The following is a 20,544-nucleotide window of genomic DNA, read 5'->3' on the forward strand; positions in this document are numbered from 1 at the left end:
ACATGAAAAAAAGTAGATATAACCTTGAATTTAAATTGTTTTTTAGAAGTAGTTCCTCATGGATTGGGATCGTTGTGCTCCTGATAACAGGCTTTGCTGGCCTGTATTTCGGCAAAACCTTCGTCGCCAGGCAAAAGGCTGTAATTGAAAAAGCAGCATTGCTACAAAAGAAAAACACCATCAATAATATTAATCACTTTGGCAAAGATATTGGCCTGTTTTTTTTCCATAATAAGTTTACGCTGGCCAACGCACCGAACAACTGGGCTGCTTTTGCCAATGGGCAGCGAGATATCAATCCTTATTTAATTTCGGTAACCATGTTGGGTTTAGAAGGCCAACTTTATGATACAGATATTAATAACCCTGTTAGCCTGCTTTTGGGCAATATGGATCTTAGTTTCGTTTATATCTTTTTATTCCCACTGGTTATTATTGCCTTTACCTACAATCTTCTTTCAGAGCAAAAGGAAAGCGGCATTTGGTCGCTCTTAAGAGCACAAACCAATCAATCATTTCAGGTAATCTGGCAAAAATTTTTAGTCAGGCTAGTGGTAATTTTTACTGTTGCGCTGTTGCTATTATTTATAGCGATGCTTTATTTAGAACTCCCCCAAGATTTCACTTTCTTGTCGGTTACCGTACTCATTTTACTTTATCTGACTTTTTGGTTTGCCATTTCATTTTTCTTCATCTCTCTAGGTAAATCTTCTAATTTTAATGCATCGGCGCTGATAGCAGTCTGGGTACTACTCTGCATCGTAATTCCTGCATCTTTCAATCTTTTCCTTACCTGGAAATACCCGGTACCTGAAGCTTTGCAAAATGTGATCAACCAACGCGAAGGCTATCATGAAAAGTGGGATATGGCTAAAGACGTAACCATGAAACCTTTTTTTGAACATTACCCCCAATTGAAGAAATATCCTTTTCCTGAGCAGAAAACCTTTAGCTGGTACTGGTATTATGCCATGCAGCAAATGGGCGATGACCAGGCAGCAACAAGCAGGTTTGCTATCGAAAAGAAACTCGCCAGCAGGCAATATTTCACCAATATCTTTGCATTTTTCTTTCCTACCATACAAACTCAACTTGGGGTAAATAAAATGGCAGGATCTGATCTGGATACACATCTCGGCTTTCAACAGGCGGTCAGAAAATATCACGAGCAGATCCGCTTACATTTTTATCCGGCAATTTTTCTTAATCAATCAGTTGATAATACAGACATTAAAAATTATAAACTGGAAAAATATAATCCGCAAGAGATTCCGTATATCTGGATTAACATGCTTTCGGTTTCACTACTAACCATAATGATTATTGGCGCCACGGCCTTAAATTTAAAAAGGTTCAATAATTAACAGAATGGTCGTCATTGCGAGAAGGCTTTTTCAGCCGACGAAGCAATCTTTATAGCAAGTATTGCTAGCATGAAAGATTGCTTCGTCGTTCCTCCTCGCAATGACGTTTTATCGCGGACATCCGCAACCTCAAATTCTACTAGCTAATCAATTGACTCTAAGGTATCAGATTTCCTTCAACCAATGACAAATGGCCAACTAACTAATGACCAATGAACCTCCCTTACAGCGGATAAGCGGTTTCACTTTTTGGCTCTGAAAGTACAAAATAGCTCTGCACGGTTGTAATATTGGGGAGTGTTGCTAGTTTATTCCGTAAAAATTCGTGATAGGCATCCATATCTTTAGTTGCAATACGGAGAATAAAATCGTGAGCCCCAGTCATTTGAAGGCATTCCATTACTTCGCCAAATTTAGAAACTTCGGTTTCGAATTCGATCAGGGTTTTAGCAGTATGCTCTTTCAGTAATACATGAGAGAAAGCAATCAGGTTTCTGTTTATTTTTTTCCGATCGAGAATTGCCACAATTCTTTTAATGTAACCTTGTTCCTTTAATCTCCTTATACGTTCGTGTATGGTTGCTATAGATTTATGCAGCTTTAACGATATCTCTTTATGAGTCAGGGCGGCATCATGCTGCAGCAATTTTAATATTTCGATATCAACCTGATCTAAATCTCCGTGTATCATGTATGCCTATGAATGAAAAAAAATATAATGGACATTAAAAAACTCAGCTTAAACTGAAATAAAAATCAATATTAGTCAAAAAAAACAGAAAATTTCCGTAAAAAACAACTTGTATTGACACAAATAAGAATAATAATGAATTTTACCGAAATTAAATTACTGAAAAGCTTTCTGTAATTGATTAAAAAAAATAGCCATGAGAACATTAACAGCAAATGAAATGACAGCTTCCAATATAGGGAAATTTGAACATTTATCGCTTCTGGTTGGTAACACACCAATGCTGGAGCTTACTTATACTTACCAGGGAAGTATAGGTAAAATTTATGTTAAATGTGAGCATTATAACCTGACAGGCAGTATTAAGGATAGGATGGCGCTTTACACCCTGAAAAAAGCTTATGCTGAAGGCAAAATCAAAGCCGGAGACCGTATAGTTGAGGCTACGAGCGGTAACACCGGGATTGCATTTGCAGCAATAGGCAAAGCTTTAGGTCATCCGGTAACCATCATAATGCCCAACTGGTTGAGCAAAGAGCGCATGGATATTATTAAAAGTTTAGGTGCTGAAATTATTCTGGTGAGCAAGGAAGAAGGTGGGTTTATTGGTAGCATTAAACTTGCAGAAGAGATGGCCGAAAACAATCCGGATATCTTTTTACCAAAACAGTTCGAAAATATTGCCAATCCAGAAGCACACGAACATACCACAGGTAAGGAAATCTGGGGCCAATTAAAATTGAAAAATCTATCACCCGATGCTTTTGTTGCCGGAGTAGGCACCGGAGGAACCATCATGGGCGTAGGTAATTTTTTAAGAAAGCAAAACGCTGATATTAAAGTACACCCACTTGAACCTGCAGAATCACCTACTTTAACTACGGGTTATAAAGTAGGCAGCCACAGAATCCAGGGCATTTCTGATGAGTTCATTCCAGAAATTGTTAAACTGAGCGAACTGGATGAAGTGATACAGGTAAATGATGGCGATGCCATACTAATGGCACAAAAACTAGCTGAGAAACTTGGTTTAGCGGTAGGCATATCATCAGGAGCCAATGTGATAGGTGCTATCAAACAACAACAAAAAATGGGAATTGACAGCTGCGTAGTGACCATCTTTTCCGATAGCAACAAAAAATATTTAAGTACCGATCTGATGAAGTTGGAACCAGTTAAAACAGGGTATATTACCCCTGAAGTAGATTTTCTGGATTACCAGGCCTTTAGCAGATTACATTAATCAACATAACCAATAAACCACAACATGAAAAAAATCATCTTTTTGTTCTGTACTGTATGCCTGATTAGCCTTAGTGCATATAGCCAAATTTTAAAACCCGTAACCTGGAGTTATGCCGCAAAAAAAACAGGTCCAAATACAGCTACTGTTTTCATCAAAGCTTCGGTAGATCAGGGCTGGCACCTTTATTCACAATTTGTTAAAGACGGAGGTCCTGTTAAAACAACCTTTACTTTTCCTGCATCCGGCGCTTATACCCTGGTTGGAAAAACAATCGAACCAAAAGCAATAACCAAGTTCGAATCTACTTTTAAAATGGATGTAAGCTACTTCGAAAAGTCGGTAGTTTTTCAACAAAAAGTGAAGCTAAAAGGTAAAACCGCAACCATTAAAGGCAATGTAGAGTTTATGGTATGCGATGATAAGCAATGTTTACCGCCAGAGCAGGTCGAATTTAGTATTCCTGTAAAATAATAGCATTACCAAGACTATGATATCCTTAAAAAAAATATGTCTCGGTTTGCTGTTCGTTTGTGCCATATCCTTAAATGGATATGCACAGGATAGCTCCGGCACCGACGACCTCACTTTTACAGAGATAAAGCCGGAAGCACCAGATAGCACAATTAAAGCACCAGATACTGTTGCCAAAATAGCAGCCGCAGCACCCGCCACTGTTAAGCAAGCTGTTGCGCCACCAAAAGAAGAACACAAAACTTTGTGGGGGATTTTTATTGCAGGCTTTGTTGGCGGTTTAGCAGCCTTGTTGATGCCCTGCATCTTCCCTATGTTACCCCTTACGGTAAGTTTTTTCACTAAAGGATCAGAAAAAGGGAAAGCCTTTAGGCGGGCAGCATTGTATGGTTTTTTCATTATCCTCATTTATGTAGTGCTTGGGCTTTTGGTTACCATAATTTTTGGTGCCGATGCCTTAAACAGTCTCTCTACCAATGGGATATTCAATTTCTTTTTCTTCTTATTGCTTGTTGTTTTTGCAGCTTCGTTTTTGGGTGCTTTTGAAATTACCCTACCCTCTTCATGGGTAAATAAAATGGATGCCAATTCGGATAAAGGCGGCATTGCAGGATTATTTTTTATGGCCGGAACACTGGCTTTAGTATCCTTTTCCTGCACCGGCCCTATTATAGGTACTTTATTGGTACAAGCAGCTACAACGGGGGCTTTGTTAGGGCCAGCAATTGGTATGTTTGGCTTTTCTTTGGCTCTGGCCATTCCTTTTGCCTTGTTTGCTTTATTTCCGTCTGCGATGAACAAACTACCAAAATCTGGTGGTTGGCTAAACAGTGTTAAGGTTGTGCTCGGTTTTCTTGAACTTGCCTTTGCCCTAAAATTCTTAAGCAATGTAGATCTGGCCTACCATTGGGAATGGTTTGACCGCGAAATATTTTTAAGCCTTTGGATTGTTATTTTCGGGATGATGGGTATTTATCTTCTGGGGAAACTAAAGTTTTCGCATGATAGTCCTTTAGCATTTATTTCAGTACCCAGGCTTTTTCTGGCTACTGTAGTATTGGCCTTTACCATTTACCTGATTCCGGGCATGTGGGGCGCGCCATTAAAGAGTATTTCAGCCTTTCTTCCACCTCAGGAAACACAGGATTTCGATTTATATACAGCCAATTTATTAGCAGGGAAACCGACTGCAACAAATGATGGTCCGCATAAATATGCTGATAAATTTCATGCACCATTAAAGCTGAATGCCTATTTCGATTATGATGAAGGTTTAGCTGCAGCTAAGAAACTGAATAAACCTGTACTCATTGATTTTACCGGCCATGCCTGCGTAAACTGCAGAAAAATGGAAGCCAATGTTTGGCCAGATAAAGACGTATATAAAATGATCAGTAATGATTATGTATTGATTCAGTTATATGTGGATGATAAAACAGCACTTGCTCCGGCTGATGTAACGGTTACACCTGAAGGAAAAAAACTCAGCACCATTGGTAAAAAATGGAGCGACCTGCAAGCAAGGAAATTCCAGTCAAATTCGCAGCCTTTTTATGTACTGCTTGATCCAAAAACAGAAGCACTATTGGCACCACCACAAGGTGCTGATTATGAAATAGCCAATTACCAAAAATTCTTAAAAAGTGGTTTAAACGCTTTCCACTAACAGATAGGACATAAAAGCGTTTATTTTAGTTAATGATGGAAGGACAGTACCGGATGGTCTGTCCTTTGTTTTGCCTTTTTTTTTCCACAGGTAAATCCACTCATTTACATACCTCAGCATTAATCTTTGCAAATACGTATCGCTTACAGGATGGGACAGGACGGATTAGCCGAATAAAAGTTCTAACATCGTATAACCAAGTATAAATCCATTCTTTTAATCATTACCTATATGAGCAAGAAAAATTACGCTAACATAATGCAATCGTTTGCATTTACTGATCTCATTATCGCCATTTTAGATTCGCGAAGCACATAAGAAGAAAAGCCAGGTGTAGCCAAACTAACTCATTTTTCATCTTGTACCAGGTAATACATCCAGATGCAATGGATTACTTGCTTAACCATACACCCTCAAAACAGATAGCACAGCACCTCCGGTATGCTATTACCAAATAACCAAATATTTACAAAACCAATTAAATTATGGGTCTTAATTTTTATCCAGAAAAGTTAAAGCGACGAAGAGGTTGTTCCTACAGGGCAATCCTGATCACTAGCATGTCTGCACTCTGCATGTTATGTGTCGCAAATAATGCAAATGCTAACCATCTGAAAACAGCACTTTCGTCAGTCACAACAAACATCTCCATGAGCAAACGAGACGTTACCCTGAAAGGAAAAATTGTTGACGAAAAAGGTGAAACCTTGGTTGGCGTGAGTATAAAAGTAAAAGGTACAACTATTGTAGCCTCTACCGATGCCAATGGTACTTTCTCCATTACTATTCCATCAACGGTGAGCAACCCGGTTTTGGTGGTTTCGTACATTGGATATGCCACACAAGAAGTACCCGTAGATGGAAAAACTACGATCAGCATACAATTAAAGAGTTCCACAAATGATTTAGATGAGGTTGTAGTTGTTGGTTATAACACCGTAAAAAAAAGTGATTTAACCGGCGCGGTGGTAAGCGTGGGTGCAGAACAGATCAGATCAAGGCCGGTACAAAATGCATTACAAGCCATACAAGGCAAAGCAGCCGGGGTTGATGTTACTTCAAACGAGCGCCCTGGTCAAGTTGGCTCCATTTTAATCAGAGGTGTACGATCTATAAATGCCAGCAATTCACCATTATACGTAGTAGACGGTATTCCATTTGCAGCAGGCGGTATTGAAGCCATCAATCCTAACGATATCGAAAGTATCGACATTTTAAAAGATGCATCCGCAACTGCAATCTATGGATCAAAAGGAGCAAATGGCGTTGTATTGGTTACCACTAAAAAAGGTAAAACAGGCAGGTTAACTTTAGATTATGTGGGTACGGCAACCATCGAAACCATCCAGAACAGAACACAGATGATGAATGCTGCCGAATACATCGAATTCCGCCGCGATGCTTACCGCCGTGTAGGTTATTTAAATCCTGCAGCTCAGGCAAGCACTACTTATCCTGTTATACCAACACAAGCAGATGATAACCGCATATTTCCTAACGATAGTTATGTAACGGCAAACATTGCACAAGGCTGGCAAAATGGTATTTACAATGGCAGCTTGGTGCCTACAACAAACTGGACCGATCTGGTTACGCGGACTGGTATTACGCAAGACCATGTATTAAGCGCCAGTGGCGGTACAGACAAATTAAAAGCTTATGCCTCATTTGGCTACTTAAACCAGATTGGTACAGAACTTGGCCAGGATTATAACCGTTATACTTCTAAGGTAAGTGTAGAACTGAATCCGGTTAAGTGGTTTAAATTCGGGGCTAACATTACTGCATCTTACGGCTTGCAGAACTATGGATTTTCAACAGGTAATGCAACCGGACCGAGCAGTTTGTATGGTGCAGCACTAGGCATGCTACCTGTTGCTGTACCTTTCGATGTAAACGGTAACAGGATCAATTTACCCGGTGCAGACATCAATATTCAAAATCCCGTGGGTGAAGATCAGTACAATATCAATTTACGTAAAGTGTTAAGAACAATCGGCTCTTTTTATGCTGAAGTAAGCCTTTTGAAAGGATTGAAGTACCGTATTAACTTTGGCCCTGATTTTTACAACAACTACAATGGAAGATACCAGGATGCAAAATCATTCAATCGTGGCGCGGGCGAATCAGGCTCTACCAATTATGCTCAGCTTAACCAAAACAACAGATTTGCCTATACGCTGGATCACCTGGTTTACTACGATAAAACAATAAAAAAACACAACTTTGGTGTTACTTTATTGCAGAGTTCATCACTCTTTAAAGAAGAGAGTTCATCAATGACGGGAACTAAAATCCCTTTAAGTAACCCACTCTGGTATGGCTTAGGCGGAGCCAATATTCCTAGCCTGGATGCTTTTAGTACCGATTTGAGCAGAAACACTCTTGTATCCTACATGGCCAGAGTTAATTACAGCTTTAATAGCAAATACCTGTTAACTGCATCTGCGCGTTGGGATGGTGCATCGCAATTGGCTGAAGGCAACAAATGGGACTTTTTCCCCTCTACCGCAATTGCGTGGCGCATAGATCAGGAAGATTTCATGAAAAACATCAAATGGGTAGACCAACTGAAACTTCGTTTAGGTGTGGGTAGCGTGGGTAATTCGGCCATTTCTTATGGAACAACTTTAGGTAAATTACAGCCCTTAACTTATACTTATGGTAGTTCGGTACAAACAGGATATGTAGCCTCTGATGCATCACTGGCTAGTCCTCCTACCTTACCAAACAAAGCGCTTGGATGGGAGCATACTTTACAATATAACCTTGGACTTGATTTTAGCTTAGTTAAAGGAAGAGTTGGCGGTTCCCTAGACTTATATAAATCTAAAACCACCGACCTGTTATTGCAGAAAGACATTTCTTCAATAAATGGTTATACTTCATCTTTCGATAACATTGGAGAAACCCATAACAGAGGTATCGACATTACCCTGAACACTGTAAACTTAAAAAACAAAGATTTTAACTGGTCTACAACCTTAAGTTTCTCGGCAAGTAAAGATAAGGTGGTTAAACTGGCCAATGGCGATGTAATTGGTAGTTTATTGTTCATCGGTCAAAGGGTTAGAGTAGCCTACGATTTTGTAAAAGATGGCATCTGGCAAAATACACCTGAAGACTTAGCTGAAATGGCAAAGTTTAATGCTAATCTGCCTGCAGCAAGCGCTTTTAAACCAGGCAGCATCCGGGTTAGGGATCTGAATAACGATTATAAAATTGACGCCAATAACGATAGAATGATTAGAGGAAGTTACACGCCAAGCTGGACCAGCGGAATGACCAATACCTTTAATTATAAAAACTTCGACCTTTCTATCTTTATTATTGCAAGATATAATTTTTTGATTGCCACGGGCGCCGAGTCACTACAAGGCCGTTTTGCCCAACGTTTGGTTGATTATTGGACACCAACCAACCCAACAAACGATTATCCTGCACCAAATTATGGAAGTGCAGCCGGCGATCCTTACCGAAGTGCTATGAACTACCAGGATGGATCTTTCGTAAAAATCAGAAATATCTCATTGGGTTATTATTTCCCGGAAAAAATTGCCAAAAAATTAGCATTATCTAAATTAAGGGTATATGCACAAGCCATTAGTCCGGGTTTAATTTATTCTAACGTAGGCTGGATTGATCCTGATTCGGGCATCTCATCCAACAATAGCGTTACCTCAACTTTTAACAGAGGTGTCGTATTTGGTGTTAATGTTAGCCTTTAATCCTTAATCGCTATTTAAAGAAATTGATCATGAAAAAGATTATAAATATATTATCGGGTGCTGCAATATTAGGAGGACTGATGATTTTCCCTACTTCCTGCAAAAAAAGCTTCTTAGATGAAGAAGTTGTTAATGCCCGTACCACTGCAGATTTTGTTACAACTGATGGCCTCGACGGTTTAAGCATAGGCATGTACCAGAGTTTAAAATTTCACTTTAATTATACCTGGGCATATACTACCACCAACTATGGAGTAGATGAATTTACAGTTGGTGGAGATAGAACCGAACAAATGTGGAATTCTTACGACGCAAGTTTGAATTCCCTTAATGCTGATGTAGCCAGTGTATGGGATAATATGTACGAAAACATAAATTCGGCGAATATTCTTATCAAAAACGTACCATTGTATTATCAGGGTGCAAGCAAAAACACTCGTCTGGGCGAAGGTTATTTTATGCGTGCTTTCGATTATTTCAAACTGGTAAAACAATATGGTGGTGTTCCGTTGAGGTTAGAAGCACAGGATTTCATTCAGGAAGAATTTACCAGGAACAGTGCAAAAGAGGTATATGAGCAAATAATTCAAGATTTTACACAAGCTTATAACTTTTTACCGGCTACAGTAACAGAAACCGGCCGCATTACCAAATGGGCAGCAGCACACTTTTTGGCAAAAGCGTATTTATTCCGTGCAAGCGAAATAAACAATACCTGGAATAGTGATACCAAAACCGCCGATCTTCAGAACGCTGTAAAATATGCCGATCTGGTGATTAACAGCGGTCAGCATACTCTGGCTACCAACTTTAGCGATTTATGGAATTTCACGACCATTGATGGCACAAACGAAACCAACAAAGAAATCATTTTAGCCGCCCAGTTCTCTGGCAATACAGCTACTCAGGGGCGTTATGGTAACCAGGTACATCTGTATTATCCGTCTATTTACCAAAATTTACCAGGCATGCAACGCGATATCCCTGGCGATCGTGAATTCCAGCGTTTAAGGTCTACAGATTATGCCCTCGATGTTTTTGACCGTGTAAACGACTCGAGATTCTGGAAAAGTTTTAAAACACGTTATTTATGTAACAGGCCTGCCGCAGCACCACTTTGGACAGCAGGAACAGCACCAACACCAGATCTTGTGGGTAAAGCAAAATTTGCCGGCGGTGAAGAATCTATTCTATATATCGTTAATAATGCAGGCGATACCAGGTATACACCTGCAGTTGCAAATGCAAACCCTGCACTTCCCACCGATATTAGTCGCCGTAAACCAAGTATGTATGTAAGGTACTTTGCTGGCCAAACTCAAAGTTATTTGGGTGGACATGGAAATTATGGTGTGAGTCAGTTTGTTGCTCTATCTAAATTTATGGATGGTTCAAGAAATGCTGTAGCCTCGCAATTTGGTCAACGGGATGGTATTTTAGCCCGCCTGGCAGAAACCTATTTAATTGCAGCTGAAGCTTACGGACGAATGGGCCAGTTTGCGCAGGCCATTCCATACTTAAATAAAGTTAGGGACCGTGCTGCATATAAGGAAGGTGAAGATCGCTCTGTTTATGTAGATGGTGGCGCATCATATAAAAACAATGCTGCTGCAAACACAGCGCAATTTGTTTCATATTCTGATAAAAACAGCTATTTCGAGTCGAATAACCTAACCGCTACAACTGCCACTACCCTAACCGGTATGCACTTAAACAGCGAAGCTGACATATTTAACTCCAATAAAGAGTTTTATGATAAAATTGGTGCTACCTCACAGGAAAATAAGTTTACCGCTTTTATCTTAAACGAACGCTCCAGGGAGCTAATGGGCGAGTTATTGCGCTGGGAAGATTTGGCACGCACCAAAACATTGGTTGCCAGAACAACTGCCTTTAACGATGAGGCAAAACCTTCAGAGAGCAAACATTACCTACGCCCAATTCCTCAGAGTTTCTTAGATGTGATTAAGAGCGGTGGAGCTGCATTAACACCTGAACAAAAACAGGCCATGCAAAACCCAGGCTGGTAAGCAAACTAAGCCTTAAAAAAGAGCAATTTACTTTCGGGTTTATTGCTCTTTTTTGTTTAGATATTATTATTTATTGTAGTGAAACCGGCACTGAATAACGGCACATTGTTGATCTTTTCCTTTAGTACCTGATATTTGATAAACCAGACGATGCTCCCCGGTAATCCGCCGCGACCAAAAACCCTTTAAATTATGCTTTAAAGCTTCAGGTTTTCCTAAACCATGAAATGGTGTTCTTGTTATATCTTTCAGGAGTGCCCTTACTTTTCTTTCCGCTTCGTCATCATTATCCATCCAATATTCAAAATCCTCCCAGGCTTCTTCAGTAAATAATATATTCATTGTTTAAAGCTCAACTGACTTTTCATCTTCTAAAGAAAATTGCTTCATTCTGCCGTTTTTTAAGCTCTCCATAGATTTCTCTAATCTTTTGCGGTTTGCTTCTGTCGACATTAAATGTGCAGTTTCGGTAAGCGCATTATATTCTTTAATAGAAATAACCACAATAGCGTCATCTTCATTATTATTTCTTGGAACAATTAAAACATCCTCCGTAGCACTTATCTCATCAAAATAGCCTTTCATATTTGTTCTAAGCGAAGAAATGGTTACTGCTTTCATATTTACTAATTTTGTACAATCAAATGTACATCATAATGCACAAAAAACCAAATAATGTAATCGCTATTCTTTTATCTTCATCATATAAATAATAGATTAATTAAACTACTTTGTCACCACTGGTTTCCCAAGGCAACTCCAATCAGGTTTAGGTTATTTACAGCTAATTGCAAAGCAATCAAGGAAAAACAATTATCATACCGTTAGTGGGCTCAGGAAAAGAAAAAGAAAACTCATATATTGGCCTAGAGGTAAATGGTAAAAACCTGATGATGGCGTTAACCATACTAAAACCAAATTAAAGGGTGATTTAAGTATTATTGAAGCAGAAATTTACGAGCAGCCTTAGGCAGACTTCTGAAGTTTACAGGCACGTTCCGTTGACAGATGCTAATAGAAAGGTCGTCATCTCGACTGAAGTGCAACGGAATGGAGAGATCTTTTAACCAAGTTATTGAAATGAAATTTAAAGATTTCTCCACTGCGGTCGAAATGACGACACTTCGAGGAGACAAATTAGCGCCTCAGATTGACATTAAAAACACAATATGAAAAAATTTAAAAAAGCTTACTTGCTGCTTTTTTGTTTAACCGCTTTCATCCATTCGGTTAATGGGCAGTCTAAAGCCAACATCGAAGTTAATTTCAACAAGAATATAGCGCCCATGAAACCCATTTGGGCCTGGTTTGGTTATGATGAACCGAATTACACCTATATGAAAGATGGTCAGAAGTTATTGACCGAACTTTCTAAATTAAGTCCGGTTCCGGTATATGTACGTGCGCATAACTTGCTAACTTCTGGCGATGGTACTCCTGCTTTAAAATGGGGATCTACCAATGCCTATACAGAAGATGCCAAAGGTAATCCGGTTTACAACTGGAAAATTGTTGATCAGATTTTCGATACTTACGTAAAAAGAGGTATGAAACCTTTGGCGCAAATTGGCTTTATGCCCGAAGCGCTATCAACCAAACCTTTTCCTTATCAGCATAAATGGAAGCCAGGCGCCCGGTATGATGAAATTTTAACCGGCTGGGCATATCCCCCTAAAGATTATAAAAAATGGAGCAATTTGGTTTACGAGTGGGTAAAACATTGTGTCGCACGATATGGCAAGGCTGAGGTAGAAAGCTGGTACTGGGAAGTGTGGAACGAGCCCGATGGCGCTTACTGGAAAGGTGCACAGGCCGAATTCTTTAAACTTTACGATTATGCTGCCGATGGACTAAAACGCGCCTTACCCACTGCAAAAATTGGTGGTGCCAATGTAACAGGTGGAGGAACAAAATATTTAGATGCTTTTATTAAACACTGCTTAAACGACACCAATTATGTAACCGGTAAAATCGGTTCTCCTTTAGATGCCGTACTTTTTCATGCCAAAGGATCGCCAAATGTGGTTAATGGAACCGTAGTAATGAATGTAAGGACTCAACTCCGCAATATTGATGGCAATTATAAGATCATCAGTAAATATCCCCAGCTTAAAAATATCCCTGTTATCATCGGCGAATCTGATCCTGAAGGTTGCGCTGCTTGTGGCATGAGTACCAATCCCGAAAATACCTACCGAAACGGCACCATGTATTCGAGCTATACCGCAGCCTCTTTTGCCCGGCTTTACGAACTTACGGATAAATATAAAATCAATCTGTTGGGCGCTGTTACCTGGTCGTTCGAATTTGAAAACCAGCCCTGGTTTGCAGGCTTTCGAGATTTAGCGACTAATGGTGTTGATAAACCTGTTTTAAATGTATTCAGGATGTTTGGCCAGATGAAAGGGAACCGTGTTGAGGCCATAAGCAACCGCATGTACAATTTAAATGCTATTTTGGATTCGAGCATCAGAAAACCACAAACCGATATAGGTGTTTTAGCCACTAAAGCTGAGAAAACCGCTGCTGTTCTGTTGTGGAATTATCACGATGAGGATAAAACGGGTTCGGGTGATCTTATTTCAATCCTGCTGAATAAACTGCCCGCAAAAACGGTAATGGTTACAGAATATAGCATTGATACAGAAAACAGCAATTCTTACTCAGAATGGAAAAAAATGGGTTCACCACAAAACCCAGATGCAAAACAAATTGCTGCATTAGAGAAATCCGGGCAACTTAAAATGATTGGTAAACCCAGAAAATTTGACACCACTGGTAGTGCTTTTGAAATGGAAATAGCCCGGCAAGGAGTAGTTTTGCTGAAATTGGATTGGTAACATTTTGTTTTTTTGCCACGGAAGCACGGAAATAAATAATCGTTTATAACGATATAATCGTAATATTATTTACGCACTCGTTTGGAAACGAGCGCGAGCAATAAAAGTTCCCGTGGTCTTTGTCCTCACAGACCAACTAAATATTCCTTTTTCCATTCTGTGAAGACACAGACTTAGGATATAGGCGTTTTGCTAACCAACTTTAATAAAGCACGGATTTTAACCAAGGACGCTGTCAATCCCAAGAGCCGGGGAAATCAAAAAACAGGTGCACAACAGTAAAAATAGCACTAACAAACTGAAAAGCAGTGGTTTTGTGTTCATAACCGATAATTTAATTTTAAAAAATATTGAACACAAACCCCGCAGGGCTCAATCAGACCAAAGAAAACACACACAACACCTGATTAAACGAAGTGTCGCTGTTTTTTTGATGCGCATGAGATTGTGCAAAAGGCTCATTGCTGGATTGACAAAGCGCTTTGGGTACTTTGGCGCTCCAAAGTACCATGCCCCGCGGCATAGAGCGATAGAAGAATGTAGAATTAATTGTGTCCACACGATAGGCATACGCGAGAATAACGACCGTTCTTTGCAATCGGTCATTGGTAAATGGTCGAGAACCTCATCCCTGGTCGGTGGCTCACCGAATAAAACGATTGTATATAACGATATAATCGTAATCCTATCTCTTGCACTCGTTTGGAAAGGAGCACAAGAGATAACAATATTAATTTGATTAAGGCTTAACCACCAATGGCGCTCCGTTTACTATTACGTTTTCAATTTTAACATCCTGATGCCTGTTTTTTAAAAAAGGTGTTTTGGTAGTTACTTCCAAATCTTTAAAAAGAAAGCCAGATACCTTATCTTCCGGGTTCCCATCCATTTCGCCAAACTTTGTTGCTTCTACTTTGATGTTTGACATCCTGATGTTTTTGATTGTACCAAATGGTTTTGCTGTGCTGCCTGCCAAATCGAAAAACTGTTTCCAGGGATTTAAGTCGATAATCGCACCGCATTTCCCGGTAATGTTTTCTACCGTAATATTTTCGTAAAGCTGAAAAGTATCTCCACGCATTTTCATTTTTAAAATGGGACAGTTATTTTCCACTTTACAGTTGCGCATGGTAATATTGCGCGCATGGATACACTCACTTCCCATCGTTAAGGTAGCATGTGCTTCGCCGATGGTACAGTTTTCAATTAAAATGTCTTCAACAATGCCATTTTCTGGCAGTTTCTGTGCATCGGGTCCTTTACCACCTTTAATACAAATGGCATCGTCATTTACCGAGATATAACAGTTTCTGATGATTACTTTTTTACAAAAATCAATGTCTATCCCATCAGTGCTGGGGGCTTTTACAGGCCTGAATGGTGAACGGATATCGCAATTTTCAATTAATACATGGTTAGATTGGTATAAATGTGTAGTCCAGAATCCTGCATTACGCAATTTTACCCCCTTAATATTCACATTGTTGCATCCCCAGATAAAAATTAACCGCGGACGGCTTACCTCCAGATTTGTAGATTCTCTTCCTAATTTTTTAAGTGAATCGAGATGTGCCCAAAATGTTTTCCAGAATTTAAGGCCATTTCCATCAATGGTGCCTGGTCCTGAAATACTAAAACCATCTACCTTTGTGGCATTAACCAATGCGGCAAAATATTTAAGGCTCCTGCCTTCCATCCGCGATGGTATGAATGGATAATCTTTTATATCATCAGAGCCCTTAAGCACAGCACCTTCCTGTAACAACAGCTTCGTTTTAGGCTTAAAAAAGAGTGCTCCGCTAAGATAAACACCTTTAGGAATTACAATCGTTCCTCCTCCTTTTTGGTAAGCCTTATCGATTACACTTTGAATGGCTTTGGTATTCAGTTTAGTGCTATCAGTACCTACACCAAATTTTGTGATGATATAATCTTGTGCCATGGCATTTATACCAATGAAGGTAAACAAATTGAGTATTAGGAGTCTTTTGATGATAAATTGCATATTATTTGTATAAGTTTTAAAATTCCGCGTGCCGGAGTTAATAATATATGTTTAGTTGAAAGCTGTAATGCTTACCTGGCCGATTAATCCCGAAGGCATTACCTTCCAACCTGAAGCATCAAAATCTTTATAATTAATATCTACAAAATTGATCTCATGATAATTTCGCCACTGGATTTTTTTAATATCCATATCACGGATCCGGTTCGCCATCAAATTAACCACTTCAATTTTTATGGTATTATGTCCTGCTTTTAAATATTTACCCACACGGGCCTGAAAAGGAATACTCCATAAAATGCCCACTTCCTGTCCATTGATCCATACACGTGCACTCTCATCTACCTGGTTCAGTTTTAAAACATATTCTTTGGCGGTTTTCGAACTCAGCGTAAAGCTTGAAGTATAAACACCTGTACCAGAAAAGGCCTGTAATTTAGGATCGTTTAAAGTAGTCCAGCTCACGAGTTTAGCTAACTGCTGATCTGCCGGAAGTTCTGGTCCACCTTCAGTAAAATCTAAATTCCAGGGTTGGTTGAGGTTAACAGTACTGGTAGCTTTGTTTAAATAAACCCAGGGCGTATTGATTGTACCATTACGCTCAACTTTTAAAAACAAACTCTCCCCCGGTTTAAGCTGTACACGAACCTTTTTATCGAGTATTGCCGCCAAACCCACATTCGAGCTTTGCGGATCCATGATTAAAACCTGTCCACTTTCATTTAAAGAAAGTTCGGTATCAATGTCTTTAGCGCTGTGGTTAACCAGGTAATAATATTTGCCCGTTGTTGTTTTCCTCCTGATAAACTGTAGTCCGGTATCGGTTAATGTTTCTCTGTTAATGTTTATCGAATTTAATGCTTTTTGCACATCCGCAGCCAATAAAATTACGCCTGTCCCAACTTTAAATTGTTTAATACCATTTGCCCCATCCGTAAAGATAAATTTTGCTAAATCAGCCTTTAGCTGTGCTCTTCTGGCTTCCAGGTTATGTAAACCTGGAGCATCTTTAGGCAGTGCCTGAAAAATCACTTTTGCTCCATTACTGGCCAGTTTTATCATCTGATCTAGCGTTTCCGGGCTCATCATTTCGCATTGCGGAACAATTAATACCTGATATGGCGAAGCGTCTGCGTTGGTACTGATTAATGCATGGTTAACCGTTGATTGCTTTAACAAGCGATCGGATGCAAAATCGAACGAATAACCCGATTTAGAAAGATCTTTTGATAATTTATAAAAGGCCGTTGGATGTAACCACTCGTCAACATCATGTACTTTTAGGGCCATATCCAAACCTTTCGCCTTGTTCCAAACATCATAAATTGGCCAATAAATTAATAGTTCGTTGTCTGGCTTTCCTGATTGAAGAATAGATTGACAACGGGCTATATAATTATTCAATCCTTGTGCCTGTGGCCATAAACTGTTGTTTGGATTCATTTCTACCGAAGCGTAAAACAGCCATCCCGGCCAGGGCACATTTGCTGGCGAATTGGTGGTTCCATGGTAAAAAATGTGATTAATTCCTGCCAAAAACAATTGCTCCGCTTCTGGTTTGCATTGCGAAAACGAGGTTTTAAAATGTTCTGTAAGCCAGGTAAATGTTTCGGAAGAAACCAGTTTTTTGCCGCCAGTATGCGCTGCAGAAGAAGCAAATTTGAACATCATCGGATCTGGATCTACGTTGCGGATATCCGCTGGATCACGCCTAAGCCCTGGAATCGGAAAGTAACTAGAACCAAAGGTTTCTGTTTCGGGAATATCAACGGCTCCATAAAGATCGAGCAGATTGCCTGGCGAACCATGCGACTGGTTTTTGGTAACCGATTTAAACTGATGTGCCCAATTGGTCCAGTTTTGTGTGAAATTATGGAGCAAAAGCTCATCCATGGTTTCCCGGTAATCAGATTTTAAACGCGCAATATCTGCACTTGTTGAATCTTTACCGGTTAATTCTTTAATATGAGCCGCAAGGTCGTACCCCCTATTTTTCTTAAATTCCTGAAAGAAAGTTGGTGTCCAGGTAGCGCCATACACTTCATAACTATCATTAAAAAATGACCGGACGCCTTGTGGTTTTCCTCCAAAAGCATCTGAAAATCTTTTCAGGTAAACATCAACTGCATTTTTATCGAGGTGATCTAAAGTAAAACCTTCCCCCCCTGGCGCTGCGCGTTTAACCATTTGCCGTGTTTTACCTGCAAATGCAGCATAAATATCCCAGCTGCCACTCGTTGGCGACCAACTTAAAGCTCCATCGGCCTGAACTTTGGAAAGCAGATTGAGCACCTCACCTTTTGGCCCATAAGCGGTTAAAGCCTGTAACTGCGCGAAATCCTGTTTCGCTTCTTTAACTTGAATGGTTTCGGTTAACTTCTCTCCCACCTTGAGTGTATATTGATGGGTAATTAGTTTGGTGGCGGCATTTTCGGGCTTAATCTGCGGACCACCAAAAGGCCAGCCTGTACCTGTATTCATGTCTACTCCTAAACCCAAAGTATTGGCTTTATTTACCGTATAGTGTAATATATCCATCCACTCTGGCGATAAAAATTGTAAATACTGCTTTTCAAAACCCTTGGCGCCATAAATCGGTGTAATTTCTACTCCACCGAGTCCAGCATCTGCATATTTTTTTAAAACAAGGTTCAAATTCTGCTTGTCTACAGCATTTCCCATCCACCACCAGCGGGTCCAGGGTTTCATTTGCTTTTCGATAACGGGCCAGCTACCTGTCTTTTTCACAGGCTTTTGTGCTTTAGCTAAACTAAAAATCAATGTACTAAGCAGCAGAACAGAAAAGAATCTATTTAATTGCATATTTTAATCTAAATGGAATACCATTTCTAAAGGAAATGTTTTTGGAGAATTATCGGCATTGGTTTCCATAATATCGGCCATGTATGCCCACCATTTCTGCAGGATCCGGGTGCTACCTAAATCCTGAGAGGAGCTGCCATTTTGTTGTTGCACAGCAAAAAGTGTATTGGTTTCTTCATCTAAAAAAATAGAATAATCGCTGATCCCATTTTCCTTTAATAAAGCAGATAGTTCTGGCCAGATCTCATCATGGCGCTTTTTATATTCTGCTTTAAAACCGGGTTTAAGCTTCATTTTGAATGCAATTTTCATGTTTTTAATTTTATTTTTAATGAGTTTTAGTAACCAGCCCTGTCATTCTTAATGCAGTAAAGAATCCAGAACCGATAAGCACTCAAACAGAGTTCTTCATTTACATTTTGGTTCAGTGTTTTTAGCTAAACCTGTGTTCTATGCTTAAAGATTCTTCACTATGTTCAGAATCACAAATATTCATGGCCTGTGTTTTTCCTAAATCTCTGAAATTCATCTCAGTTACTTTTTAAGCTTATATACCTCTGTTCCGGCCAATAGGAAACAACCCAAACCATAATCTTCAAAATCAGGCATGCTGGTGTAACTTACCGGCTGTCCGTCTTTTGGTTCCTTACCTGTTCCCTGCATAAAACCGATAAAACCATTTTTTTGAACGGCATCTTTCGTCATGGCCTTCCAGGCTTTAGTAATAATCGGCAGATAAGTAGTCTTATCTAAAATACCCTGATTTACACCCCAAGCCATGCCATATACAAACAAAGCAGTGCCCGAAGTTTCCTTACCGCCAAAATGGGTCGCATCGTGCAAACTTACATTCCAGAAACCATCAGTACGCTGGATGGCCGCCAAAGCTTTGATCATTTCTTGATAGGTTTTTAAATATTCGTTGCGATGAGTTTCATTTTCAGGAATAATCTCTAACACACGTACCAATGCGGCCACCACCCATCCATTCCCCCTCGCCCAGTAACAATCTTCCCCATTTGGTTCTTTATAAGGGGGCACAAAATCTTTATCGCGCCACCAAAGGCCATCTTTGGCATTGTACAAGCCACCACCTTCGGTATTTTTAGAATGCATATACATTTTGTACATGTAATTGTAATAGGTGGTATCGTTGTATAATTTACCCAGTCTGGCAAAAACAGGCATCCCCATTTGTATCGCATCAATCCAGGTCCAGTCATTTACTTTGCCCGATTTGATTACCAGATTGATAGAAGCTTTAATGTCTTTAATGCGTTCGGGTTGTTTATCGATCAGATAAAGATCAATATAGGTTTGTCCACAGGCCTGATCGTCGGCATTTTTTGTAGTAATACCATTTCTTAGGCCCCAGTTGTGTTTTTCGCCCCATTGAACCGCATAATCGTAATATGCTTTTTCAGGATGAATTTTATAAAGATTCATTAATCCTTCGTAATACACTGCCCTCGTCCAGATGTTGCTTGGCCGCTCCCTATTGGTTATGATCGACTTCCCGGCATCAGGCCATTTATTCATAAAATAAGCATTTGTTGATTTCAATACTTTTAAAACCTTCTTTTTATTGGAGATTTTTTGTGCAAAAAGCACCTGTGTAAATATGCTGAGAATCAGAGCGGAACTGAATATAAATTTCTTCATGGTGATATTTCGCTTATC

Annotated in this window: 14 protein-coding genes; 7 read left to right on the plus strand and 7 right to left on the minus strand. The window is 39.6% G+C overall.

Annotated features, from left to right (window positions below):
* Positions 1 to 2 precede the first annotated feature (2 nt).
* Entirely contained in the window at positions 3 to 1,364 is a 1,362-nt protein-coding gene (locus BCL90_RS21170) for a DUF3526 domain-containing protein (RefSeq protein WP_166792241.1), read from the plus strand.
* A 223-nt stretch (positions 1,365 to 1,587) separates the two neighbouring features.
* On the opposite strand, the gene BCL90_RS21175 is transcribed toward BCL90_RS21170, so the two are convergent.
* Positions 1,588 to 2,055: an Lrp/AsnC family transcriptional regulator gene (locus BCL90_RS21175; RefSeq protein ID WP_121286955.1), complete on the minus strand. Its 468-nt coding sequence runs from the start codon at positions 2,053 to 2,055 to the stop codon at positions 1,588 to 1,590.
* A gap of 196 nt (positions 2,056 to 2,251) precedes the next feature.
* Here BCL90_RS21175 and BCL90_RS21180 point away from each other — a divergent pair, with 196 nt between their 5' ends.
* From BCL90_RS21180 to BCL90_RS21200, 5 genes are all read left to right on the plus strand, one after another.
* Positions 2,252 to 3,298 carry a PLP-dependent cysteine synthase family protein gene (locus BCL90_RS21180; protein WP_121286957.1) on the plus strand — a complete coding sequence of 349 codons (1,047 nt, stop codon included), beginning with the start codon at positions 2,252 to 2,254 and terminating at the stop codon, positions 3,296 to 3,298.
* A 24-nt stretch (positions 3,299 to 3,322) separates the two neighbouring features.
* Positions 3,323 to 3,772, plus strand: a complete 450-nt coding sequence (locus BCL90_RS21185) for a protein-disulfide reductase DsbD domain-containing protein (RefSeq protein ID WP_121286959.1) — start codon at positions 3,323 to 3,325, stop codon at positions 3,770 to 3,772.
* Between the two features lie 16 nt (positions 3,773 to 3,788).
* On the plus strand, positions 3,789 to 5,438 hold the full coding sequence (locus BCL90_RS21190; RefSeq protein ID WP_121286961.1) for a protein-disulfide reductase DsbD family protein: 1,650 nt from the start codon (positions 3,789 to 3,791) through the stop codon (positions 5,436 to 5,438).
* A 650-nt stretch (positions 5,439 to 6,088) separates the two neighbouring features.
* Positions 6,089 to 9,166 carry a SusC/RagA family TonB-linked outer membrane protein gene (locus tag BCL90_RS21195; protein ID WP_208529897.1) on the plus strand — a complete coding sequence of 1,026 codons (3,078 nt, stop codon included), beginning with the start codon at positions 6,089 to 6,091 and terminating at the stop codon, positions 9,164 to 9,166.
* A gap of 29 nt (positions 9,167 to 9,195) precedes the next feature.
* A complete protein-coding gene (locus BCL90_RS21200; RefSeq protein WP_121286965.1) occupies positions 9,196 to 11,196 on the plus strand; it encodes a RagB/SusD family nutrient uptake outer membrane protein in 2,001 nt (666 codons plus the stop codon).
* A 66-nt stretch (positions 11,197 to 11,262) separates the two neighbouring features.
* Here the strand turns inward: BCL90_RS21200 and BCL90_RS21205 are convergent, their stop codons facing one another.
* A complete protein-coding gene (locus BCL90_RS21205) occupies positions 11,263 to 11,538 on the minus strand; it encodes a Txe/YoeB family addiction module toxin (protein ID WP_121286969.1) in 276 nt (91 codons plus the stop codon).
* Positions 11,539 to 11,541: 3 nt separating this feature from the next.
* Entirely contained in the window at positions 11,542 to 11,817 is a 276-nt protein-coding gene (locus BCL90_RS21210; RefSeq protein ID WP_121286971.1) for a type II toxin-antitoxin system Phd/YefM family antitoxin, read from the minus strand.
* A 548-nt stretch (positions 11,818 to 12,365) separates the two neighbouring features.
* Here BCL90_RS21210 and BCL90_RS21215 point away from each other — a divergent pair.
* Positions 12,366 to 14,036 carry a GH39 family glycosyl hydrolase gene (locus tag BCL90_RS21215; protein ID WP_121286973.1) on the plus strand — a complete coding sequence of 557 codons (1,671 nt, stop codon included), beginning with the start codon at positions 12,366 to 12,368 and terminating at the stop codon, positions 14,034 to 14,036.
* Between the two features lie 739 nt (positions 14,037 to 14,775).
* On the opposite strand, the gene BCL90_RS21225 is transcribed toward BCL90_RS21215, so the two are convergent.
* The 4 genes from BCL90_RS21225 to BCL90_RS21240 form a co-directional block, all read right to left on the minus strand.
* Positions 14,776 to 15,978, minus strand: coding sequence for a glycoside hydrolase family 28 protein (locus BCL90_RS21225; RefSeq protein ID WP_244214200.1), 1,203 nt, complete (start codon positions 15,976 to 15,978; stop codon positions 14,776 to 14,778).
* A 114-nt stretch (positions 15,979 to 16,092) separates the two neighbouring features.
* Positions 16,093 to 18,864 (minus strand): glycosyl hydrolase, encoded by a 2,772-nt coding sequence (locus tag BCL90_RS21230; RefSeq protein WP_121286979.1) that lies wholly within the window; start codon positions 18,862 to 18,864, stop codon positions 16,093 to 16,095.
* 3 nt (positions 18,865 to 18,867) lie between these two features.
* A complete protein-coding gene (gene rhaM / locus BCL90_RS21235; RefSeq protein ID WP_121286981.1) occupies positions 18,868 to 19,176 on the minus strand; it encodes an L-rhamnose mutarotase in 309 nt (102 codons plus the stop codon).
* 222 nt (positions 19,177 to 19,398) lie between these two features.
* Positions 19,399 to 20,526 (minus strand): glycoside hydrolase family 88/105 protein, encoded by a 1,128-nt coding sequence (locus BCL90_RS21240; protein ID WP_121286983.1) that lies wholly within the window; start codon positions 20,524 to 20,526, stop codon positions 19,399 to 19,401.
* Positions 20,527 to 20,544 lie beyond the last annotated feature (18 nt).

The organism is Pedobacter alluvionis (assembly GCF_003664035.1).
Classification (GTDB): domain Bacteria; phylum Bacteroidota; class Bacteroidia; order Sphingobacteriales; family Sphingobacteriaceae; genus Pedobacter; species Pedobacter alluvionis.

Bases quoted from the DNA above. Each gene is read 5' to 3' on its own strand.
- BCL90_RS21170 (WP_166792241.1), top strand. From the start codon at position 3: ATGAAAAAAAGTAGATATAACCTTGAATTTAAATTGTTTTTTAGAAGT.
- BCL90_RS21175 (WP_121286955.1), bottom strand. From the start codon at position 2,055: ATGATACACGGAGATTTAGATCAGGTTGATATCGAAATATTAAAATTG.
- BCL90_RS21180 (WP_121286957.1), top strand. From the start codon at position 2,252: ATGAGAACATTAACAGCAAATGAAATGACAGCTTCCAATATAGGGAAA.
- BCL90_RS21185 (WP_121286959.1), top strand. From the start codon at position 3,323: ATGAAAAAAATCATCTTTTTGTTCTGTACTGTATGCCTGATTAGCCTT.
- BCL90_RS21190 (WP_121286961.1), top strand. From the start codon at position 3,789: ATGATATCCTTAAAAAAAATATGTCTCGGTTTGCTGTTCGTTTGTGCC.
- BCL90_RS21195 (WP_208529897.1), top strand. From the start codon at position 6,089: ATGAGCAAACGAGACGTTACCCTGAAAGGAAAAATTGTTGACGAAAAA.
- BCL90_RS21200 (WP_121286965.1), top strand. From the start codon at position 9,196: ATGAAAAAGATTATAAATATATTATCGGGTGCTGCAATATTAGGAGGA.
- BCL90_RS21205 (WP_121286969.1), bottom strand. From the start codon at position 11,538: ATGAATATATTATTTACTGAAGAAGCCTGGGAGGATTTTGAATATTGG.
- BCL90_RS21210 (WP_121286971.1), bottom strand. From the start codon at position 11,817: ATGAAAGCAGTAACCATTTCTTCGCTTAGAACAAATATGAAAGGCTAT.
- BCL90_RS21215 (WP_121286973.1), top strand. From the start codon at position 12,366: ATGAAAAAATTTAAAAAAGCTTACTTGCTGCTTTTTTGTTTAACCGCT.
- BCL90_RS21225 (WP_244214200.1), bottom strand. From the start codon at position 15,978: ATGGCACAAGATTATATCATCACAAAATTTGGTGTAGGTACTGATAGC.
- BCL90_RS21230 (WP_121286979.1), bottom strand. From the start codon at position 18,864: ATGCAATTAAATAGATTCTTTTCTGTTCTGCTGCTTAGTACATTGATT.
- rhaM (WP_121286981.1), bottom strand. From the start codon at position 19,176: ATGAAAATTGCATTCAAAATGAAGCTTAAACCCGGTTTTAAAGCAGAA.
- BCL90_RS21240 (WP_121286983.1), bottom strand. From the start codon at position 20,526: ATGAAGAAATTTATATTCAGTTCCGCTCTGATTCTCAGCATATTTACA.